Genomic DNA, 18,809 nt, shown 5'->3' with positions numbered 1-18,809 from the left:
CGCGCCGTCGTTCGTTTCAAGCGTTGCCGCTGAGCTCGGGCGGCACCAACGCAATCACCAGCCAACCAGGGCGCGGTTCCAGCTCGCGCTTCACCGACGCCACGCGCAGGCTGCCTTTTTCTTCCACGCCAAACAGCAACACCGTGGGTGAGCCGTACTGCTCGATGAAATGGGGCCAGTCGAAAGTGGCGGTGAGGCGCGTGGACTTGATGCGCCAGCCCTCCACCAGTCGCTCGTGCAAACGATCGTGGGTGAGCTCGGCCTCGAACAGGGCGGGCGCCAACAGCGGACTACCTAGCTGCGCACGTCCATTGCTGCTTTGCGCTTCATCGTTCTGCAGGCGATAGACCTTGCTGCGACCGAATTCCTGCCGGTAGTACACGCAGGCCAGCGCGTTGCGCTCGCGATGGGCCGACATCGCCAGCAAGCGGCCGATACCGGTGATATCCAGGTGCCGCTCGGCAAAGGACGAACCTGGGAACCCATAGAAAGTAGCCAAGCCCTCCATGCGCGCCTGGCGAATGCCATCCCAATCCTCGTCGGCCACCAAGACCCGAATGCCCGCTTCATGCAGGGCTTGCGCCACAGCGCGCGCTGCCCGGTCCGAACCGTAGATCAGAACACCGTTGGGGTCGGGCTCGGAAACCTTCAGCCACAGCGCCAGCGGCCGCGCGGTGGCGCTCTGCAAGACCACAGTGCCGATGATCAGAATGAACACCATCGGCACCAGAATCTCCGCCCCGCGCATGCCCAGGGCATCCAGCTTCAGCGCGAACAGCGCCGACACCGCCGCGGCGACGATGCCGCGCGGCGCCACCCACGCGATAAGCGCACGCTCACGCCAATTCAGCGTACTGCCCAGCGTGGCGATCAACACCGTCACAGGCCGCACCACCAGCTGCGCCGCCACAAAGATCGCGATGCCCGACCACAGCACGCCATGCGGCAAGGGCCAACTCAGGCGCGCAGCAAGCAGGATAAAGAGCACCGACACCAGCAGGGTGGTGAGGTTTTCCTTGAAGTCGAGAATGTCGTCGATATGCACGCCGCGCATATTGCCCAGCGCGATGCCCATCACCGTCACCGCCAGCAGGCCCGACTCGTGCGCCATCGTGTTGGACAGGGTGAACGCCGCGAGCACGGCCACCAGGGTGCCGTAGTTCTGCAGGTATTCGGGGATCATCTGTCGACGCAACAGAACGGCGAGCAGCCACGCCACCAGCAGGCCCACCAGGCTGCCGCAGGCCACCACGCCCAGAAACACACCAAGCGTGCGTCCTTCGTGATGCGACACCACCGCTTCGAACACCAGCACGGCAAAGAGTGCGCCGAGCGGATCGATCACGATGCCTTCCCAACGCAGGATATTGGCGATGCGCGCATTCGGTCGCACCGTGCGCAGCATCGGTGCAATCACGGTAGGTCCGGTGACGCAAGTGAGGGCGCCGAACAACAGCGCGACTTCCCAACTGAGCCCACCCAGGTAATGCGCCGCCGCGCCCAGCAGCAGTACCGCCACGACTGCGCCGTACGTCACCAGTCCGCGTACCACGCTACCAATGCCCGGCAGCTCGTTGAAGCGCAGCGTCAAGCTGCCTTCGAACAGGATCAACGACACCGCCAGCGACACCACCGGGAACAACAGCGGACCGAGCAGCGTGTCCGGCTTCAACACGTCACCGACCGGCCCCAGCAGGATGCCCGCCAGCAAGAGGAACAGGATCGCCGGTAGGCGAACTCGCCACGCCAGCCATTGCGCGAGAAAACCGATGCCCAGCATGCAGACCAGCAACAGGCCCAGATCCAGCGACATGCATGCTCCTTCATCGTCCGTCGTGGAGCTATCGGACCACGCACACACGCAACGCGTCCACCGCAGGGCGCTGGCAAGTCAGAAATGATGGAATCGGGGGAGGGGAAAGGTAAGGCCAAGCCCCGGTATCGGACGGGGGAGGGGGAGGGAGTACCGATACCGGGGTGGCGGGCTGAGTTCATTAAAGAACTAGCGGGTACAGATAATACGCCCACCAAGAGGGAAGTCAATACCCGAGAGTTCAGAAATTGAAATGAGCACCCTCAAACGGTGCCTACGAGGCGATTCCGTGGCGTCCGCACCTTGAGTCGCAGGTAAATGACCCGTCGATGGAGCCACGCCGAGCCAGTCAAAAAATCCAATAACGTCAATAGCATGAACCGACAAAGCCTCGAACTCGCGCCGGATTTTCGCGAACAAGGCTACCTGCCACGAGGGACGATGGAGCCACCAAACCATCCTTGGCCCTCTGCTCCCTTGGCTAGCCGTTTCAGTAAGCGCGTCGCATCCAGCCGCCGGCCTGGCCCGTATTCCAAACAAACGTGGCCACGCTTCCCGCCGGCATCGTGTACTCGAACTGGGTATGGTCTTCAGCGATCCGCACATGGCGTGCGTCGGGGTTGCTGTTCACCATCACCAGCACGACCGACCCGTCGTTGGCGTTGGTGAAGGCCACGTTGTCGATGCCGCTTTTTTCGGTGGCGGTGGATTCCACGCGCACGGCACCGGGCAACACGAAGCGGCTGAAATGCGCCAACGCGTAGTACTCATCGTTGCGGCTGACCTCGCCCGTGTGCGAGTCGATAGTCACTACGCCCTTGCATGCGGCGCAACCGCCAAAATGCGGCCCGTGATTCTCATCAAGCACGAGGTTCCAGTACAAGACGCCCTTGGCCCACTGCCTAATGCCGGTGACCAAGAGATTTCGCGAGAACCAAAGCAATTCGCCATTGGCGCTCGATGCCCAGTCACCGCCCGAACACTCCGTAAGGTAGACATCCTTTGACGGATAGGCACGATGAACGCGGCTCTGCGCATAAGGGCTGCCTTCGTAGCAGTGCCAAGCGACGCCATCGACATAAGGGGCGGCATCGGGGTCAGCCAGCACACTCAATGGCTGCTCGGGATGGTTCCAGTTGTGATCCCACTCCAAGATCTCGGTCTTGGGCTTGCGATTGGCCAGTCTGGGGCCAAGGTACTGCCCGATGATGCGCGCCCGTGTAACCGCGGTCATTTCCATGCCTGGATACGTAATGGGCGTGAAGCTTGGCTCATTCTGCAAGGTCAACGCGAAGATGGGAATGCCGTAGCCGCGATAGGTATCGAGATACCGGATGAGGTAATCGGCATAGGTGCTTTCATATTGCGGCAGCAGCTCGCCACCGATCAGGTTCTGGCTGGTTTTCATCCAGGCAGGTGCACTCCATGACGATGCCATGATGCGCAAACCAGGATGGATCGAGAGCGTCTCGCGCACCGTCGGTATCACGTCCTGCAGATTGGACGTCACATTGAAATGCAGGAGCTGCGGGTCACTCTGGCCAAACGGCACGTCATCCAACGTATAGGGCTTCAACGAGAAATCCGACGCGCCGATGGTCAGGCGCATCATGCTCAGATTGAGGTTGGGTGGCGCGCCATACAGTTCATTCAGGAGGTCGCTGCGCTGCCTCTCCGACAATTTGTTCTGCAGCAACCACGCCGAGGCGTCGGTCATGGCCGCGCCAAACCCGGCCATGGTTTGATACTTCTTGCGAACATCGATGACCACATCAGCGGGCGAAGCATCCCGCGCGGTCATCTCCACATCCGGCTGCTGCATCAACTTGAGTCGGCGATCCGCGGTGCTCAACCACAGCTCAACCACCGGAACGAAAGGCCGCAACGCAAGCCCTGCTTTGGCACCCGCTGCGGGAACCTCAAAGCGTGGCGCGCAAATAACACCAAGCGTGAGCAGCGCAAGCAGTCCAATGAATGCCGCGGCGAGCCGACCGGATTCCGCCTTGTGCTCATCCATGGTGCGTATAGAACCTTTCACTCATGCTGCTGCCGCTCACTTGAATCGCAAAGCTCCTGCGCGCCGGTTGATCAACCATAATAGGAAACGCGCTCCGAGAGGCATTTCTTGTGGCCCCTTCGTCCCAGCAAGAACGGCCAAGCTGCCGTCACGGAATACACTGGATACCTTGCAGTTCCAAACTGCAAGCACAGGCCTATACCCGTTGCCTGATAGCACCCTCTTGAAAGGCCACCACAAGCTGACTCAAGACCGACACCGGACCCACAATGCGGCAATCGAGCGCTCGTGAACTACGGTCTTGTCCAGATGCAATTGCAGGTCTCCCGCTAAGGCGGTCAGCCTTATTGATCACCATGACGGTAATGGCGGGTCCGCAGCCGTTGGCTCGTAAGCCCCTAACCAGCGGCTTTATTGCCAACACTTCCGCTGGAGGAGGCCCATCGTTGGCATGAACGTGACTGGCACTTGCTCTTTGACGACAACGGGCTCGCCAGTTTCCGCTTTAGCCCGTGGATACGATTAGACATGACCGTCGCGAGCGGACCGCTCCCATCGGAGCCTTCGGGAAAGCGGGGACTATCAAAACCGCCGATAGGTCAGCGCTTCGGCCAGATGCGTGCGGTCGAGCAGGGCGGTGCCCCCATTGAGGTCGGCGATGGTTCGAGCCACACGGAGCGTGCGGTGATAAGCGCGGGCGGATAGACCCAGGCGCTCCAGGGCAGCATCGAACCAGCGACGTTCAGCCGGCCCCAGCGCACAATCTCTTTCCAGTTCGCGCGTGCTGATTTCCGCATTGGAGCGGCCTGCACGCATAAGGCCATGGTGACGCGCCTTGATGACGCGTGTACGCACGGTGGCCGAGTCTTCATCCTGCGCGCTGCGCTCGGCGCCGAGCTCGCCCAGAGGAACGCGGGGTACTTCCACGGCCAGATCGATGCGATCGAGCAATGGCCCCGAGATGCGCCCGCGATAGCGCTGGATCTGATCGGGCGTGCACTGGCAACGCTGACGTGGATCGCCGGCATAGCCACACGGACAAGGGTTCATCGCCGCCACCAGCTGGAACTGGGCCGGAAAGGTGGACTGCCTGGCCGCGCGGGAAATCATGATATGCCCGGATTCCATCGGCTCGCGCAGCACATCGAGCACGTGGCGGCCAAATTCCGGCAGCTCATCGAGAAAGAGCACACCATTGTGGGCCAATGAGATTTCACCCGGCCGAGGCAACGCACCGCCACCCACGAGGGCTACCGCGGATGTGGTGTGGTGAGGGGCACGGAATGGCCGCCGGCGCCACTGGGCGAGGTCCACGGGCTGGCCCGCCACCGAGAGCACGGCGCAGGTTTCCAGTGCCTCGGGCTCGCTCAACGGCGGCAGGATGCCGGGCAGGCGCTCGGCCAGCATGGTCTTGCCGGTGCCGGGCGGCCCCATCAATAACAAGTGATGTCCGCCAGCGGCAGCGATCTCCAGGGCGCGTCGGGCCTGGAGCTGACCACGCACATCAGTCAGATCAGGCACGGTGCCGTCAAAGACGTGGTGCCCGGCTTCACCTGGCACACCCAGTTCCTGCGCGCCGCGCAACCAGCCGCAAACTTCCGCCAGGGAGTCGGCCAGAAGCACTTCGGCGTCAGTGACCAAGGCGGCCTCGGCTGCGTTGGCGCGCGGCACCACCACGCGCCGCCCGCGGGCCCGCGCTCGCAGCAGGGCCGGCAGCACGCCTGAAACGGGACGCAGAGCGCCTGAGAGAGCCAACTCGCCCAGGAACTCACAGTCGTCCAGACGCTCGCGCGGCACCTGGCCGCCTGCGGCCAGAATGCCCAGGGCAATCGCCAGATCGAAGCGGCCGCCATCCTTGGGCAACTCGGCCGGGGCGAGATTCACCGTGACCTTGCGATTGGGGTACTCAAATGCCGTGTTCTGGATAGCCACACGCACGCGGTCACGCGCTTCGCGAACGGCCGCTTCGGGCAATCCCACAATATTGGTACCCGGCAAGCCGCCGGAAAGATGCACTTCCACCATCACCTGAGGCGCCGCGACGCCTTCCTGGGCACGGCTGAGGGTGACGGCGAGGCTCATGGGACCGAGACTGGATGAGCGCGAAGGAGGCGACTACCCGGTTCGGACATGAAGCGATTCCCTCGCGCGGCCTTCTAGAAAATAGCCGCCCCCGATCGTTCTCGGGGTGAGGGTGACAAATCGGGGGCGGCTCCCGGGGCGTGGACCCGCGCTACGCCCCCTTAGGTGCCAGCACTGGCCTCAAGATCGGCGATTCGTTTCTCCAGAGCCTCGACTTTGGCGCGAGTACGCGCCAGTAGTTGAGTCTGGACATCAAACTCTTCGCGTGTGACTAGGTCGAGGCGACGCAATCCCTGCGTCAGGACATCGCCGAAGTTGGTGCGCAAGTCCACGTGCGCCTGAGCCAATCCTGATGGAACCAACGAAACAAGACGCTGGGCAAGTTGATCGATCCCCTGCCTATCCATCATGGATAGCACCTCGAACTCGTCGAGAAAAAGTGTAGATTCATTTCGTGAAATGCCACTATCGGCATGCTCCGTTACGTGTTGTAGGAATTTTCCTACATTGAGGCTCCCGGCGACAGTTCCGGGCGGCCCAGGCAAAATGTACCCCCGGCGGCGCCCATGTGGGGGCCCAATGCATGTGAGGAAGACCCATGAAGCTGGTGGTGGCGGTCATCAAGCCGTTCAAGTTGGATGATGTACGCGAAGCCCTGGCCGAGGTGGGTGTGCAGGGCATCACCGTGACCGAGGTGAAGGGCTTTGGCCGCCAGAAGGGCCATACCGAACTTTACCGCGGGGCCGAGTACGTGGTGGATTTCCTGCCCAAGATCAAGCTGGAAGTGGCCGTGAGCGACGACCAGCTCGACCGCGTGGTGGATGCTATTCAGCAGTCGGCCCGAACCGGCAAGATCGGTGACGGCAAGATCTTCGTCAGCTCGCTGGAGCAGGTGATCCGCATCCGCACCGGCGAGCTGGACAACGACGCCCTCTGAGCGTCGGTTCAGGCGGCCGCCTGGGCCGCCTCGAAACGCCGGTGGTGCACCAGCAGGCCGGCGTTGTAGCAGATGTAGTAGCCAAACATCAGCCCGAAGATCGCCAGGGTCAGCGGGCTGTTGCCGAAGGCCGGGCCCGAGTGCGCCACGGCCGGGTCCTGCATTTGCGGCATCACCACCAGGAAGCGCCAGGCCAGGCGCGCCAGCAGCAGCACGGTCAGCAGGCCGCCGATCCAGGCATTGGGGATATAGAGGTCCGCGCCATCGGCGCGGCGCTCGAAGCGTGTCAACCGCAGGCCGAGCGTGCCCAGCGCGGCGCCGGCCAGGGCACCACCCAGCAGGCCTTCCAGCAGCTTGAGGTTGTGCAGGCCACTGAGCGCCAGCAGGCCCATGATCACGACCAGGAAGACGATGCGCCCCATCATGCGCTTGCGGCGGATGGGCTGCGGACCGAAGTTGCCGCGCACGCGGCGCCAGATGGCGAACGCCATCAGCGGAATCATGAGGGCGTAGATCATGTTCGGGGTCATGGCGGCGCCTGGCTGGGAAGATGTGCGCAAGCTTATCCGCGGCCCGATGCCATGGCGATTGACGCGCCATAGCCATCGCGGGTGACGTCTGTCACCCGCGACGAGCGAGGTTTACTTGGCCTTGCCCTGGTTGGCCACGGCGGCCATCTTGGCGGCGATCGCGGCCGCGTCGCCCAGGTAGTAGTGGCGGATGGGCTTGAGGTCGGCGTCGAACTCGTACACCAGCGGTACGCCGTTGGGGATGTTGAGCTCCACAATTTCGTCCTCGGACATCTGGTCCAGGTACTTCACCAGTGCGCGCAGCGAGTTGCCGTGTGCAGCCACCACCACGCGCTGGCCCGAGCGGATGGCCGGCGCAAGCACGTCGTGCCAGTAGGGCAGTACGCGGTCGACGGTGTCTTTGAGGCACTCGGTGTCCGGGATCATCGAGGCATCCAGGTTCGCGTAGCGCGGGTCGGTTACGGCCTCGTTGCTGGCGCGATCGAGCGGCGGCGGCGGGATGTCATAGCTGCGGCGCCAGACCTTGACCTGGTCTTCACCGTACTTGGCCGCCGTCTCGGCCTTGTTGAGGCCGGTGAGGCCACCGTAGTGGCGTTCGTTGAGGCGCCAGTCGGTTACCACCGGCAGCCACATCTGATCCATGCCGTCGAGCACACCCCACAGCGTGCGCACCGCGCGCTTGAGCACCGAGGTATGGGCCACGTCGAAGGCATAGCCCTCTGCCTTGAGCAGGCGGCCTGCTTCGGCAGCCTCTGCCATGCCTTGTTCGGTGAGGTCCACGTCGGCCCAGCCGCTAAAGCGGTTGTCGAGGTTCCACTGGGACTGGCCGTGACGAATGAGTACGAGCTTGTACATGGCGAACATCGCTGGCGGGAAACCTGAAATGGTGAGGCCGGGCCGAGGGCACGTCAAATCGGGGGCCCGTGTCGAAGGTCATGCTAAACCTCGCGCCTTGACGGCGCATCCTAGAGAGGTCCATTCATCTCTTGGGGAGCTTTACCATGCGCCGTACTCTCATCGCCCTCGCTTTCGCCCTGGCCCTGCCCGTGGCCGCCCATGCCTGGGACAACGACGTCAGCAAGGTCAACGGCACCGTCCGCGTGGAGTCGGGCCAGCAGGCCGGCAACGTGAGCACCGTCAACGGCGCCGTGCACATCGGCGACAACGCCACGGTGCAGAAGGCCAGTACGGTCAACGGCTCGGTGGACATCGGTGACAAGTCGCAGGCCGCGCTAGTGGATACCGTCAACGGCTCGGTCACGCTGGGCGCCGGCAGCCGCGTCACCGGCACTATCGGCACGACCAACGGCGGTGTGCGCCTGGGCGATCGCGCCGAGGTGGTGGGCAAGGTCAGCACCGTCAACGGCACCATCAACCTCGCTGCCGCGCACGTGGGCGACGGCATCCGCACGGTCAACGGTGACATCAATGTGGGCGCCAACTCGCGTGTGGAAGGCGGCATCCTGGTGGACAAGCCCGGCGGCTGGTTCAACTGGAACACCAACAGCCGTCTGCCGCACATCGTGATCGGTCCGCATGCCGTGGTGCAGGGCACGCTGGAGTTTCGTCGCGAAGTAGTGTTGCAGGTGAGCGACAGCGCGCAGATCGGCCCGGTGAAGGGCGCCACGCCGGTCAAGTTCAGCGGTGATGCGCCGGCCGAATAAGCCACACGCATTAAGGCAAGGCAGCGAGGCGGACGCCTCACTGCCTTGCCAGTGTCACACCCAGTCGCGCGGCTTGAGGTAATCGTAGAGCCGCGCCTCGGCCGAGTCCGGCTCGGGCTGGTAGGCGTATTCGAAGCGCACGCGCGGCGGCAGGCTCATCAGGATGGACTCGGTGCGTCCGCCCGATTGCAGGCCGAACAAGGTGCCGCGGTCGTACACCAGGTTGAATTCCACGTAGCGGCCGCGACGGTAGAGCTGGAACTCGCGCTCGCGCTCGCCGTACGAGGTGTCCTTGCGACGTTCAACGATGGGCAGGTAAGCATCGAGGAAGCCGTTGCCTACGTCGCGCGTGAAGGCGAAGCAACGCTCGAAGCCGCCTTCGTTGAGATCGTCGTAGAACAGGCCGCCGACACCGCGTGTTTCGGCGCGGTGCTTGAGATAGAAATAGTCGTCGCACCATTTCTTGTAGCGTGGATAGACCTCTTCGCCATAAGGCGCACACAGGTCACGCGCCACCGTGTGCCAATGCACCACGTCTTCATCATGGGGATAGAACGGCGTGAGATCGAAGCCGCCACCGAACCACCACACCGGCTCAACACCCTCTTTGCTTGCCTCGAAATAGCGCACATTGGCATGCGTGGTGGGCACGTGCGGGTTGCGCGGATGCAGCACCAGCGATACACCCGTCGCGATGAAGCTGCCGCCGGCCAGATCCGGGCGATGCGCGGTGGCGCTGGGAGGCAACTGCTGGCCGTACACGCGCGAGAAGTTCACGCCGGCCTGCTCGAAGATGGCGCCATCGCGCAGCACGCGCGTGCGTCCGCCACCGCCGGCGGCGCGCGTCCAGGCGTCTTCCTCGAAACGGGCCTTGCCATCGATCTGCTCGATGGCCGTGCAGATGCGGTCCTGCAGTTCGCGCAGGAAAAGTTCGGCTTGGTCGGCTTGCTGGCTCATCACGCGATCCGTGGTCGTGTCCAAAACACGCCAAGCTTAGCAAGCGGCGTAGCCTGCACCGGTGCGGCTACGCGTCGCGCGCGCCAACGCCCTGCGATCAGCTCAGGCGCGCGACGATGCGCCGGTGACCGATCAACTGGCCCCAGCGTACGCCCACGTCGATCCACATCAGGTAGCCCGATTCGGTGAGCAGCCGCAGCAGGTACCGGCGATCAAGACGAAACTCCGGCTCGGCGGCCACCGGGGTGCCATCAAAGCCCAGGCGACGCGCCAGCAGGAGGCAGCGCGCCAGATGGTAGCGACTGGTAACCAGCGCCACGGGCGGCAACACGCGCATTACCGGGCCGTCCTGCTGCAACAAGCTGCGCGCATGGCGCAGGTTTTCCAGCGAATCGATCGATGCCTGCTCCAGTTGCAGCGTGACACCCGGCGGCAGGTCGTGCTGGCGCAACCAAGCCTGGCCGGCAGCCGCCTCGCTCACGCTGCCGCCGCTGCGTCCGCCCAGCAGCAATACATGGTCGGTACGCTCGGCGCGCATCAGCGCCAGGGCGCGCCCGAGGCGCTGCTGGTAATCACGCTCGGGCACGTCGTTCACCAGGCGTCGCCCGAACACCAGCACGGTCATCGGCTGGTTCACCGTCAACGGGCTGCGCGCCGCAACGCGCCAGACGTGGATGAGATAGGCCACCCACAGCAAGCCTAGGCTCAGCGCCAGGGCGAGCAGGGTCACCAGCGCCGCGTGCAGCACATCGCGATCGCTCAGGTAGCGCCAGGGTCCACGTTTGAGCGGGGCAGTGAGTGGGGACACGGCGGGAACACGGCACAAGGGCGATGAGAGTGTGCGCAGGCCGTAAGCCCGGCGCAATCGGTCGGAAGCGCCGATCGGAACGAACATGAACGCCGCCCCGTGCGCGGATCGCTCAGGCTAGGCAATGCGGCGGGTGCTGGGTACGCTGATTGGATGCCTGTACCGTTTCAACCCCTGGCCGTCAGCGCCTACACGGCCACCTCCGCCCTGGGCCACGGTCTCGATGCGCAGTACGCCGCCCTGACCGCGTCGCGCAGCGGACTGCGACCCAACGATTTCAGCAGCGCGCCGTTGGCGTGCTGGATCGGCCGCGTCGAGGGCGTGGAAAACGCCGCGCTACCCGCCGCCCATGCGGCCTGGGAATGCCGCAACAACCGGCTGGCCTGGCTGGGCCTGCAACAGGATCGCTTCCTGGACCGCGCCCTGGATGCGCGCCTGCGTTACGGCGCCTCCCGCGTGGCGCTGGTGCTGGGCACGTCCACCTCCAGCATCGGCGCGACCGAGGAAGCCTATCGGGGCCTGGACGAAGAAGGCCGCATGCCGGCCGAACTGCGCCGACCGCTGATCCATGCAACCCATTCGCTGGCCGGCTTCGTGGCCGAGGCGCTGGGGCTAGAGGGGCCGTGCCTCACTGTTTCCACGGCCTGCTCCTCCAGCGCCAAGGTGTTCGCCAACGCCGAGCGGCTGATTCGCATGGGCCTGGTCGATGCCGCCGTGGTCGGCGGCGTGGATACGCTGTGCGACAGCGTGCTGTTCGGCTTCAACGCGCTGGAGCTGGTGTCGAGCGAGCCATGCCAGCCGTTCGACCAGGCACGTCGCGGCATCTCCATCGGCGAAGCCGCCGGGTTCGCCTTGCTGGAGCGCATCGATGCCGCACCGCAGGCACCGCGCCTGCTTGGCTATGGCGAGTCCAGCGACGCGCACCACATGTCCACGCCGCATCCGCAGGGATTGGGCGCGGAGCTGGCGCTGCACGATGCGCTGGCGCGCGCAGGCCTTCGCGCCGAACAGGTCGACTACATCAACCTGCACGGCACGGCCAGCCAGAAGAACGACGAAGTGGAAGCCGCGCTGATCGCGCGCACCTTTCCCGCCGACACGCGCGCCAGTTCCACCAAGGCCTTCACCGGCCACACCCTGGGTGCCGCCGGCATCCTCGAAGCAGCCTTCGCCTTGCTCGCCATCCAGCGCGGCTGGGTGCCGGGCAACCTCGGCGCGCAGACGCCCGACCCTGCTTGTGGCCCCCAGTTCGCCTGGCAGGGCGAGCAGCGTGCGGTGCAGGTAGCGTTGAGCAACTCGTTCGGCTTTGGCGGCAACAACGCCTGCCTCGCTTTTGCGGCGGCCACGGCATGAGTGCGCTCTCGATCCATCTGGAAGGGGTTGGCCTGTGGTCGCCCACGCTGGCGGACTTCGCCGCGCTGCGGGCCCAACAGAAAGGCCAGGCGCCGGTGCCATCCACCGGTCGTCCAGCAGCCGCCACGCTGCCGGCCAACGAACGCCGCCGCGCCCCGGAAAGCGTATTGCTGGCCGTGGAAGTGGCCGGGCAGGCGGTGCGCATGAGCGGACACGCTGCCGAAACCCTGCCTTGCGTGTTCAGCTCCGCCTATGGCGACCAACTGATTTCGGATTACATGTGCGCCACCTTGGCGCAGGCACCGACCGAGTTGTCGCCCACGCGCTTCCACAACTCCGTGCACAACGCGCCGGCCGGCTACTGGACGATCGCCACCGGTTGCCATGCGCCTTCGAGCGCAGTGAGCGCGGGGCACGCCAGCTTCGGCGCGGGCCTGCTCGAAGCGGCCACACTGGCCGTGGCCGATCAGCGCCCCGTATTGCTGGTGTGCAGCGATATCGCCGGCAACGGCCCGCTGGGTGAGATGAGCGGCACCCGGGTCAGCTTCGGCTGTGCCCTGGTCATCGCCCCCCAGGCGAGCAGTCGCAGCATGGCTCGCCTTAGTCTGGAGCTGCTGCCCCACGCGGCCGACGTACTGCGCCCCGCGCCACCCACTGGCGCGTGGCAGGAAGACAATCCCATTGCCGCATCTGCGTGGCCGCTGATGCAGAATCTCGCCCAGGGCGAGGGCGAAACAATCCTGGCTGCGGCCGAAACGCTGGCCTTGCGCGTTGTCATGGAGACGCTTGCTTGAATACGACCGATGTCCGCTGGTGCGTGCTAATTCCCTGCCTCAACGAAGAGGCGGCGATCGGCAGCATCGTGCAATCCGTGCTGGCGCTCGGCGTACCGGTGATCGTAGTAGATGATGGTTCGGACGACCGCACGCCGGAGATCGTCGGCGCCTTGCCGGTCACCCTGTTACGCCATCCGCAGCGGCGCGGCAAGGGCGAAGGCCTGCGCACCGGCTTTCGTGAAGCGCTGCGCCAAGGCTTCGATGCGGTGCTCACCATGGACGGCGATGGCCAACACCTGGCCAGCGACATCCCGCGCATCGTCGCGGCCGCGCAGCGATACCCCAACCATATCGTGATCGGCGCGCGCCTGCTCGATCGCGAGCAACAGCCCAAGGGCCGTCGCCGCGCCAACGCCGTGGCGGATTGGGGTATCTCCTGGGCCTGTGCCCAACCGGTGGCCGATACGCAGAGCGGTCAACGCTGGTATCCGCGCGCCGCGCTGGATCTGGTCGACCTGCCGGCAGAGAACTTCGTGTTCGAGGCGGCCATTCTTATCGCTGCCTCACGCGACAAGGGGCTGGGTGTGGTTTCCGTTCCGATTGCATCGCGTTATCACGGCGAGTTCCGCCTGAGCCATTTCAGCCCGGTGCGTGACGTCACCCGTATCACCGTGTACACGGTGGGACAGCTGTTGCAGCATGGGGACGTGATCGCCAGCTACCGTCGATCGCGCGCGTCGCGCCCAATCGTGTTCGACGCGGCCGTAACCTGAGCCGCGCTTGAGCAGGTCCGGTGCCTGCCCCTGTTGCTATTCGCGAGAAGGGTGGATGACCGCTGCGCGGCCACTGGCCAGCAGGTGTCCGCCCTGTTCGATCCGAAACGCATACTGCGCACCGGCATCATCGGCATAAAGCGCCTGCGCGTGAACGTCCAGACGGCCGCCATCGACGTCTACGTATTCCACCGCCAGCACCACATCGCGCAGGCTCACCAAGCGCCCTGGACGAGCCGTTTCGACACCCCGCTGTCGCGCCAGCAGCGCGCCATGCACCGCCATGGCCTGCGCACCGTACTCGGCCAGGTGCACCGCATGCAGCCCCTCCGCGCCACGCAAGGGCTGCTCGGCGCGCGCATGGCTTTCGCTGATGGCGTGGATGTTGGCGTCGTCCCAATCCAGTACGGCATCCAGCAGGCACATGCTGCCCTGGTGGGGAATCAGATGTGCCCAGTCAGTCTTGTCGAGCATGCGGTGCCATCAGAATGGAAAGACAGAAATGGAAAGTCACGCCCAGGCTCACGGTGAGGCCAATGGCGCGCAGCACCGGGATGGAGCTCCAGGCCAGCATGCCAAAAACCAGCAGCGCCGACAGCACACATACCAAGGTCGCATGCAGGGTACGGCGTTGCTCGTCCGCGTCACCGGTATCGCGTTCGAAAAACAGCGCGTAGTGCAAGCCAAGGCCCGCCGCCAAGATCAGCGCAACGAGGTGGAACAAGGACACCTCCACGCCGCCCATGCGCTCCACTGCCAGCACCAGGAAAGTCGCCAGCGTCATCGGCGCCAGTACGTGCCAGGCTCGGCGCAGGCTGCGCAGCGCCAGCGCGATGGTCACCATCAGCAATACGGTAGCGGCCAACAACGCCTGGAGGATGCGCGTGCGGTAGTCCACCACCAGTGACTCCGCCGCGTCCTTGAGGTCGAGCAAGCGCACCGACTCGCCCTGCGCATGCGCCCATTGCTGCAAGGCCGCCACATCGTGCACGCCGCTGATCGTACCCAGGCCCAACCAATGGCCTTCGCGCGGCTGCAACATGGCCGCCAGTCGCTGACCGAGTGGGCTTGCAGCGAAGGCCGCGGGTTCAAGCAGCGGGAGAGTACGCGCCTTGGTGACATCCTCCACGAAGGGCTCGAACAAGCCTGGCTGGAATGGCATGCCCTGCGTTGCCTGGGCGAGGGCCTGCTCCAACGATGCGTGGTCAGGCAGGCGTAGCTGGCGCGCACGCTGCACGGCGTCGCTAGGCAGGTATCGCGAAGGCAGTTCGATGGCATCCACCACGTGACGGGCCTGCAAATCGTCCGCCGAGGCTTCCAGCGACTCCGAGCGCTGCAGCACAGCTTGAGCATCGCGCGCCTGTATCACCAGCAGGTAACGCACATCGGGAGCACCCAACGCTTCGCGCAAGCGTGCGTCACGCTGCAGCAAGTCACGCGGCAAGGGTGTCAGCGCGGATAGATCGCTCTGCCAGAACGGTGAGGGCGCCATCGCCAGCATCACGACCACCGCGAACGCAACCAGCAAGGGTACCCAGCGCGGACGCGGCAATGCATCCACGCGGCGACGCGCTGTGACCAGCCAGGGCATGCGCGCCACGTCGCGCACGCGTGCCGGCAACAGATAGGGCAACAGATAGCGTGTGGTGAAACCCGCTACCAATAGGCCGACCACAGTGAACACGGCCAACTGGCGCAGGCCATTCACACCGGAAGCGTAGAAGGCCAGGTAGGCAATGCAGGCCGAGAGGATGGCCGTGAGCAGCAACGGCCACAGGTCGCGCACACTCTGCACAGCATCCTCGCCCGCGCGCCGATGGCTGAGCACGCGAATGGGGTACTCCTGCGCCACGCCCAGCAAGGTGAAGCCGAAGGCGAGGGTAATGCCATGCACCTGTGGGTAGCAGGCGATCAACGCGAGCATGCCCGCCAGCGCCGCACTGGCTATGGGCAACGCAGACAGCAGCAGCGAGATGACGCTGCGATAAGCAAGCAGCAGCAAGAGAACGAAGCCTACGGTGGAAATGCGCCCGATCCACTCCGCCTGCCCACGCGTCTGCGCGCTGGTGACTACGCTGAAGTAACCCGGACCGCTGAAGGTAAGTGTGGCGCGTGCATGCTCGGGCAGCGTCTCGAAGGCCTGCTGGATGCCGGCAATGGCCCCGCTCTGCGCATCCGGATCGAAACCTGCCTCCCGAGTCTGCACCACCATAAGCGCTTCGTGCCGATCGGAGAACCACACTCCTTCGCGCATTTCCGGCGAGCGGGGCGGCGTCCAGCGCTCGGCCAGCTGCAGTACTTCGAGTGTGGGATCACGCGGCAACAAGCCCTTCAACAGGCTGGCTGCGGGCGAAGAGAGATCGTCGAGACGCTGCTCCAGCTGATCACGCAAAAACGGCGCATCGAACGTTTGCTTGTCCAGCGTTGGCGAGAGCAGGTAACGATACGGAAGCAACGATTCATCGAGTGCCGTCAGATCGAAGCTGCCGTTAAGCACCTGGGTGTAGCGCGCGTCGTGACGCAGCGCTTGCAGTAAGCCCTGGCTCAAACTCGCCAAGGTTTCGTCGGGTGCGCCACTGATGGCGAGCATCAGCAGGCGTGAACCCGGGCCTTCGCCCACCTGCTCCATCAACAGGCGCTGGTCCGCCGTGGTCGGCGCTGGCATAAAGCTGCGCAGATCCGTGGTGACGCGCAAGCGCTGCACCACCAACAGGGTCATCACAGCCAGCACGACCAGCCAGCCCAACAACAGAAACAGCCGCCCACCCTGGCGCATGATCAACCGCCTTGGCAAAGCGTCGACAAAGCCTCACGTGTGGGTGCGGCAGGCATCTTCGCGGCCAAGGGGCCCAGCAGATCGACCGCCAGGTCGCCATCGGCCTCCTGCACGCGCATGCAGCGCGGTTCCCGGCCATGGCCGTCGATCTCGATATGACTGACCGCGCGCGCGAGTTTGGGGTCACGCGGAGTCAGCGTGAGCGTCCAGTGCGTCGCGTCGCTACCGCTGCGCTGGATGGTAAACGTCTGCTCCAGGTGTGCCGGATCGCCGCCGAGCAGTGCCACGAAGCTGTCCAGCAACACCTGCAATTGCGGCGCACGCTTGAGCGAAAAACGGCGAGGTTCGCGACCGTCACGCTGCTGAGTGACCTCACCATCGGCGATGGTGGACAGCTCGCGATGCGGTTGCATGACCTGACGTTCAAGCTTGTCGCCGCCTAACCAAGCCAGCTCACCCGACACTACCAGTGGCTGTGCCAGCACCTTCATGAAGCGCGCCTCGGCAAACGCCGTGCGCGCCGGCGCGGGCCGCCCCAGCGAGCTCACCAGTTCACGCGCGGTGGCGGCGTCTTCAGGCGCCGACGCGTTCGCGCACAGCGACAACATCAGGCTGCACAGGAGCCACCACGTCTTGCTGCCAAAAGTCATAGAAGTTGAACCAGTTGAAGGGAGCAACGTGGACGTAGTGTTCCACGCGATGAGCGTAGCGGGCGAGCAGGGCATCCAGGGCTTGTGCGCGTTGATGGCGAGGCACTTCGATCCGGTCGGCAAAGGGCTCGAATATGAGGCGATAGCGATTACCACCCTCGTACAAACCAAAGCAGAGCAACACCGGTACGCGCAACGTATGCGCCAACAACCAGGGACCCACTGGAAACGGCGCAGGTTTGCCCAAAAACGGCGTGCGACGCAGCACTTCGTGCTCGCGACCGCGATCGGCGAGCAAGGCCACCATGGCGCCCTTGGCGCACGCCTCCGCCATGGCCAGCGTGATGGAAGCGCCTCCCTGCGATGCATCGATCACATGCGCACCGATGTCCGGCGCCAACGCCTCAAGCAAACGCGTCATAGCCGGTGTCTTCTGCTTATCGAGCACCACGTGCAGGGGGACGTCCGGACGGCGCGTACTGAGCGCACGCAGCGCCTCGAAACTGCCCTGGTGCGTGCCCAGCAGGAGCACGCCGCGGCCCTGCGCGATGGACGCTTCTAAGGCCTCCAGGCCCTCCACCTGAATGGCAAAATCACACTCGCCCCGCGCCAACAAGAAAATGCGGTCCAGTAACGTGGCAGCGAAGCAGTGGAGGTGTTTCATCACCTCCCAGGTGGACGCGGGCCGGCCCAACGCACGCTCTAGATAATGGCGCGACGCCTGGCGCTCGGGGGCGCGACGCAGGAAGAAATACAGGGTGATCGGGTACAGGCAGACCCGCCCCAGCCTGCGCCCACCATGCAGCGCAATGCTGCGAATCAGCCACAGGGCGAATTCGCCGCCGCCTTCGGGACGACGCTGCCAATGCTCGCTCATGCGGCACCCTCGATCGTGCCGCGCGCGAGCAACTCATCGCCCCGGCGAATATCGAAGCGCACGCGCTCGCGCGCCTCACTCAACACCACGTGCGCCTGCTGCCCGGGCAGCAGCGGGGCCATGAACTTCGCTTCCACCACCCGCACCAACCGCTCGTTGCGCCAGGCGCGCAGGGCTTGTGCCACATGATCGAGCAACAGCACGCCCGGCACCAATGGCGCGCCCGGGAAGTGCCCGGGCAAGCACGGATGATCGGCGGGCACGCACACGACCTGTTCGAACGTGGACGTCGTCACGGGGTCACCGTGTCCTTGCCGTGCATCCGCAGCGGCCAGCGTGCGGCCGTGCCCGACGCTGGCGCGATCAGCACATGGTCGCCCGATCGCAGCAGCAACGGCGGCAGCAAAAAGCGCGGCGTTCTATCGATGGCAGGGGAGTGCAGCATGGTTCAACCTGCGGGCCATTCGTCCAACGGTGGCCGGGATTGGCCACTCGTGGCACTCATCATGCCCGATGCAAGTTAAACGGCGCGGTGCTGTTCGACATGGTCCGACAGCGTGCGCAGGCTAGCGAAGATCTGGCGGTTTTCAGGGTTGTCCGAGCGCAGCTGGAAACCGTAGCGCTTGGATACGGCCAGCGCGATTTCCAGGGCATCGATGGAGTCCAGGCCCAGATCCCCGCCGAACAAGGGGGCATCGGGGTCGATCTGGTCCGCCGTGACCGTCTCCAGGTTGAGACTTTCCACGATCAACGCGGCCAGTTCATGTTGTGCGGTGGTCTGCTCGGCCATGCCTGA

General features: G+C 64.7%; 20 protein-coding genes. 5 read left to right on the top strand and 15 right to left on the bottom strand.

Going from position 1 to position 18,809, the window contains the following annotated elements; all coding sequences use genetic code 11:
- Positions 1-16: 16 nt before the first annotated feature.
- The 4 genes from AC3G2C_RS16335 to AC3G2C_RS16320 form a co-directional block, all read right to left on the bottom strand.
- A complete protein-coding gene (locus AC3G2C_RS16335) occupies positions 17-1,813 on the bottom strand; it encodes a cation:proton antiporter (protein ID WP_488385691.1) in 1,797 nt (598 codons plus the stop codon).
- Between the two features lie 490 nt (positions 1,814-2,303).
- Positions 2,304-3,830, bottom strand: a complete 1,527-nt coding sequence (locus AC3G2C_RS16330; RefSeq protein WP_488385690.1) for a glycoside hydrolase family 30 protein — start codon at positions 3,828-3,830, stop codon at positions 2,304-2,306.
- 582 nt (positions 3,831-4,412) lie between these two features.
- On the bottom strand, positions 4,413-5,912 hold the full coding sequence (locus AC3G2C_RS16325) for a YifB family Mg chelatase-like AAA ATPase (RefSeq protein WP_488385689.1): 1,500 nt from the start codon (positions 5,910-5,912) through the stop codon (positions 4,413-4,415).
- A gap of 161 nt (positions 5,913-6,073) precedes the next feature.
- Complete coding sequence (locus AC3G2C_RS16320) at positions 6,074-6,322, bottom strand: accessory factor UbiK family protein (protein WP_488385688.1); 249 nt, start codon at positions 6,320-6,322, stop codon at positions 6,074-6,076.
- Between the two features lie 188 nt (positions 6,323-6,510).
- Here AC3G2C_RS16320 and glnK point away from each other — a divergent pair, with 188 nt between their 5' ends.
- A complete protein-coding gene (glnK, locus tag AC3G2C_RS16315) occupies positions 6,511-6,849 on the top strand; it encodes a P-II family nitrogen regulator (RefSeq protein WP_488385687.1) in 339 nt (112 codons plus the stop codon).
- A gap of 8 nt (positions 6,850-6,857) precedes the next feature.
- On the opposite strand, the gene AC3G2C_RS16310 is transcribed toward glnK, so the two are convergent.
- Positions 6,858-7,379, bottom strand: a complete 522-nt coding sequence (locus AC3G2C_RS16310; RefSeq protein WP_488385686.1) for a CcdC protein domain-containing protein — start codon at positions 7,377-7,379, stop codon at positions 6,858-6,860.
- Between the two features lie 111 nt (positions 7,380-7,490).
- Entirely contained in the window at positions 7,491-8,234 is a 744-nt protein-coding gene (gene gpmA / locus AC3G2C_RS16305; RefSeq protein WP_488385685.1) for a 2,3-diphosphoglycerate-dependent phosphoglycerate mutase, read from the bottom strand.
- Between the two features lie 146 nt (positions 8,235-8,380).
- Here gpmA and AC3G2C_RS16300 point away from each other — a divergent pair, with 146 nt between their 5' ends.
- Positions 8,381-9,043 carry a DUF4097 family beta strand repeat-containing protein gene (locus AC3G2C_RS16300; RefSeq protein ID WP_488385684.1) on the top strand — a complete coding sequence of 221 codons (663 nt, stop codon included), beginning with the start codon at positions 8,381-8,383 and terminating at the stop codon, positions 9,041-9,043.
- A 54-nt stretch (positions 9,044-9,097) separates the two neighbouring features.
- On the opposite strand, the gene hemF is transcribed toward AC3G2C_RS16300, so the two are convergent.
- Positions 9,098-10,000 (bottom strand): oxygen-dependent coproporphyrinogen oxidase, encoded by a 903-nt coding sequence (gene hemF / locus AC3G2C_RS16295; protein ID WP_488385683.1) that lies wholly within the window; start codon positions 9,998-10,000, stop codon positions 9,098-9,100.
- A gap of 97 nt (positions 10,001-10,097) precedes the next feature.
- Entirely contained in the window at positions 10,098-10,808 is a 711-nt protein-coding gene (locus AC3G2C_RS16290) for an ElyC/SanA/YdcF family protein (RefSeq protein ID WP_488385682.1), read from the bottom strand.
- Positions 10,809-10,961: 153 nt separating this feature from the next.
- Here AC3G2C_RS16290 and AC3G2C_RS16285 point away from each other — a divergent pair, with 153 nt between their 5' ends.
- The 3 genes from AC3G2C_RS16285 to AC3G2C_RS16275 are packed head-to-tail and all read left to right on the top strand — an operon-like array spanning position 10,962 to position 13,710.
- Positions 10,962-12,161: a beta-ketoacyl-[acyl-carrier-protein] synthase family protein gene (locus AC3G2C_RS16285; protein WP_488385681.1), complete on the top strand. Its 1,200-nt coding sequence runs from the start codon at positions 10,962-10,964 to the stop codon at positions 12,159-12,161.
- Complete coding sequence (locus tag AC3G2C_RS16280) at positions 12,158-12,955, top strand: beta-ketoacyl synthase chain length factor (RefSeq protein ID WP_488385680.1); 798 nt, start codon at positions 12,158-12,160, stop codon at positions 12,953-12,955. Before AC3G2C_RS16285 ends, AC3G2C_RS16280 begins: the two co-directional genes overlap by 4 nt.
- Positions 12,952-13,710 carry a glycosyltransferase family 2 protein gene (locus AC3G2C_RS16275; protein WP_488385679.1) on the top strand — a complete coding sequence of 253 codons (759 nt, stop codon included), beginning with the start codon at positions 12,952-12,954 and terminating at the stop codon, positions 13,708-13,710. The genes AC3G2C_RS16280 and AC3G2C_RS16275 overlap by 4 nt, the downstream gene beginning before the upstream one ends.
- A gap of 36 nt (positions 13,711-13,746) precedes the next feature.
- On the opposite strand, the gene AC3G2C_RS16270 is transcribed toward AC3G2C_RS16275, so the two are convergent.
- From AC3G2C_RS16270 to AC3G2C_RS16240, 7 genes are all read right to left on the bottom strand, one after another.
- Positions 13,747-14,184 (bottom strand): hotdog family protein, encoded by a 438-nt coding sequence (locus AC3G2C_RS16270; protein ID WP_488385678.1) that lies wholly within the window; start codon positions 14,182-14,184, stop codon positions 13,747-13,749.
- Positions 14,168-16,486, bottom strand: a complete 2,319-nt coding sequence (locus AC3G2C_RS16265) for an MMPL family transporter (protein WP_488385677.1) — start codon at positions 16,484-16,486, stop codon at positions 14,168-14,170. Before AC3G2C_RS16265 ends, AC3G2C_RS16270 begins: the two co-directional genes overlap by 17 nt.
- 2 nt (positions 16,487-16,488) lie before the next feature.
- On the bottom strand, positions 16,489-17,094 hold the full coding sequence (locus AC3G2C_RS16260; RefSeq protein ID WP_488385676.1) for a LolA-related protein: 606 nt from the start codon (positions 17,092-17,094) through the stop codon (positions 16,489-16,491).
- The gene (locus AC3G2C_RS16255; protein ID WP_488385675.1) at positions 17,060-18,013 is read right to left on the bottom strand and encodes a lysophospholipid acyltransferase family protein; all 954 of its coding nucleotides are present in this window, start codon (positions 18,011-18,013) and stop codon (positions 17,060-17,062) included. The genes AC3G2C_RS16260 and AC3G2C_RS16255 overlap by 35 nt, the downstream gene beginning before the upstream one ends.
- On the bottom strand, positions 18,010-18,309 hold the full coding sequence (locus AC3G2C_RS16250; RefSeq protein ID WP_488385674.1) for an ApeI family dehydratase: 300 nt from the start codon (positions 18,307-18,309) through the stop codon (positions 18,010-18,012). Before AC3G2C_RS16250 ends, AC3G2C_RS16255 begins: the two co-directional genes overlap by 4 nt.
- Positions 18,306-18,458 carry a hypothetical protein gene (locus tag AC3G2C_RS16245; protein WP_488385673.1) on the bottom strand — a complete coding sequence of 51 codons (153 nt, stop codon included), beginning with the start codon at positions 18,456-18,458 and terminating at the stop codon, positions 18,306-18,308. Before AC3G2C_RS16245 ends, AC3G2C_RS16250 begins: the two co-directional genes overlap by 4 nt.
- A 75-nt stretch (positions 18,459-18,533) precedes the next feature.
- Positions 18,534-18,803: a phosphopantetheine-binding protein gene (locus AC3G2C_RS16240; protein WP_488385672.1), complete on the bottom strand. Its 270-nt coding sequence runs from the start codon at positions 18,801-18,803 to the stop codon at positions 18,534-18,536.
- Positions 18,804-18,809: the final 6 nt, after the last annotated feature.

This window comes from Frateuria sp. sgz306004 (assembly GCF_057750885.1).
Note: the sequence above shows the minus strand (reverse complement) of the source record. Positions and strands in the feature narration are given on the sequence as shown.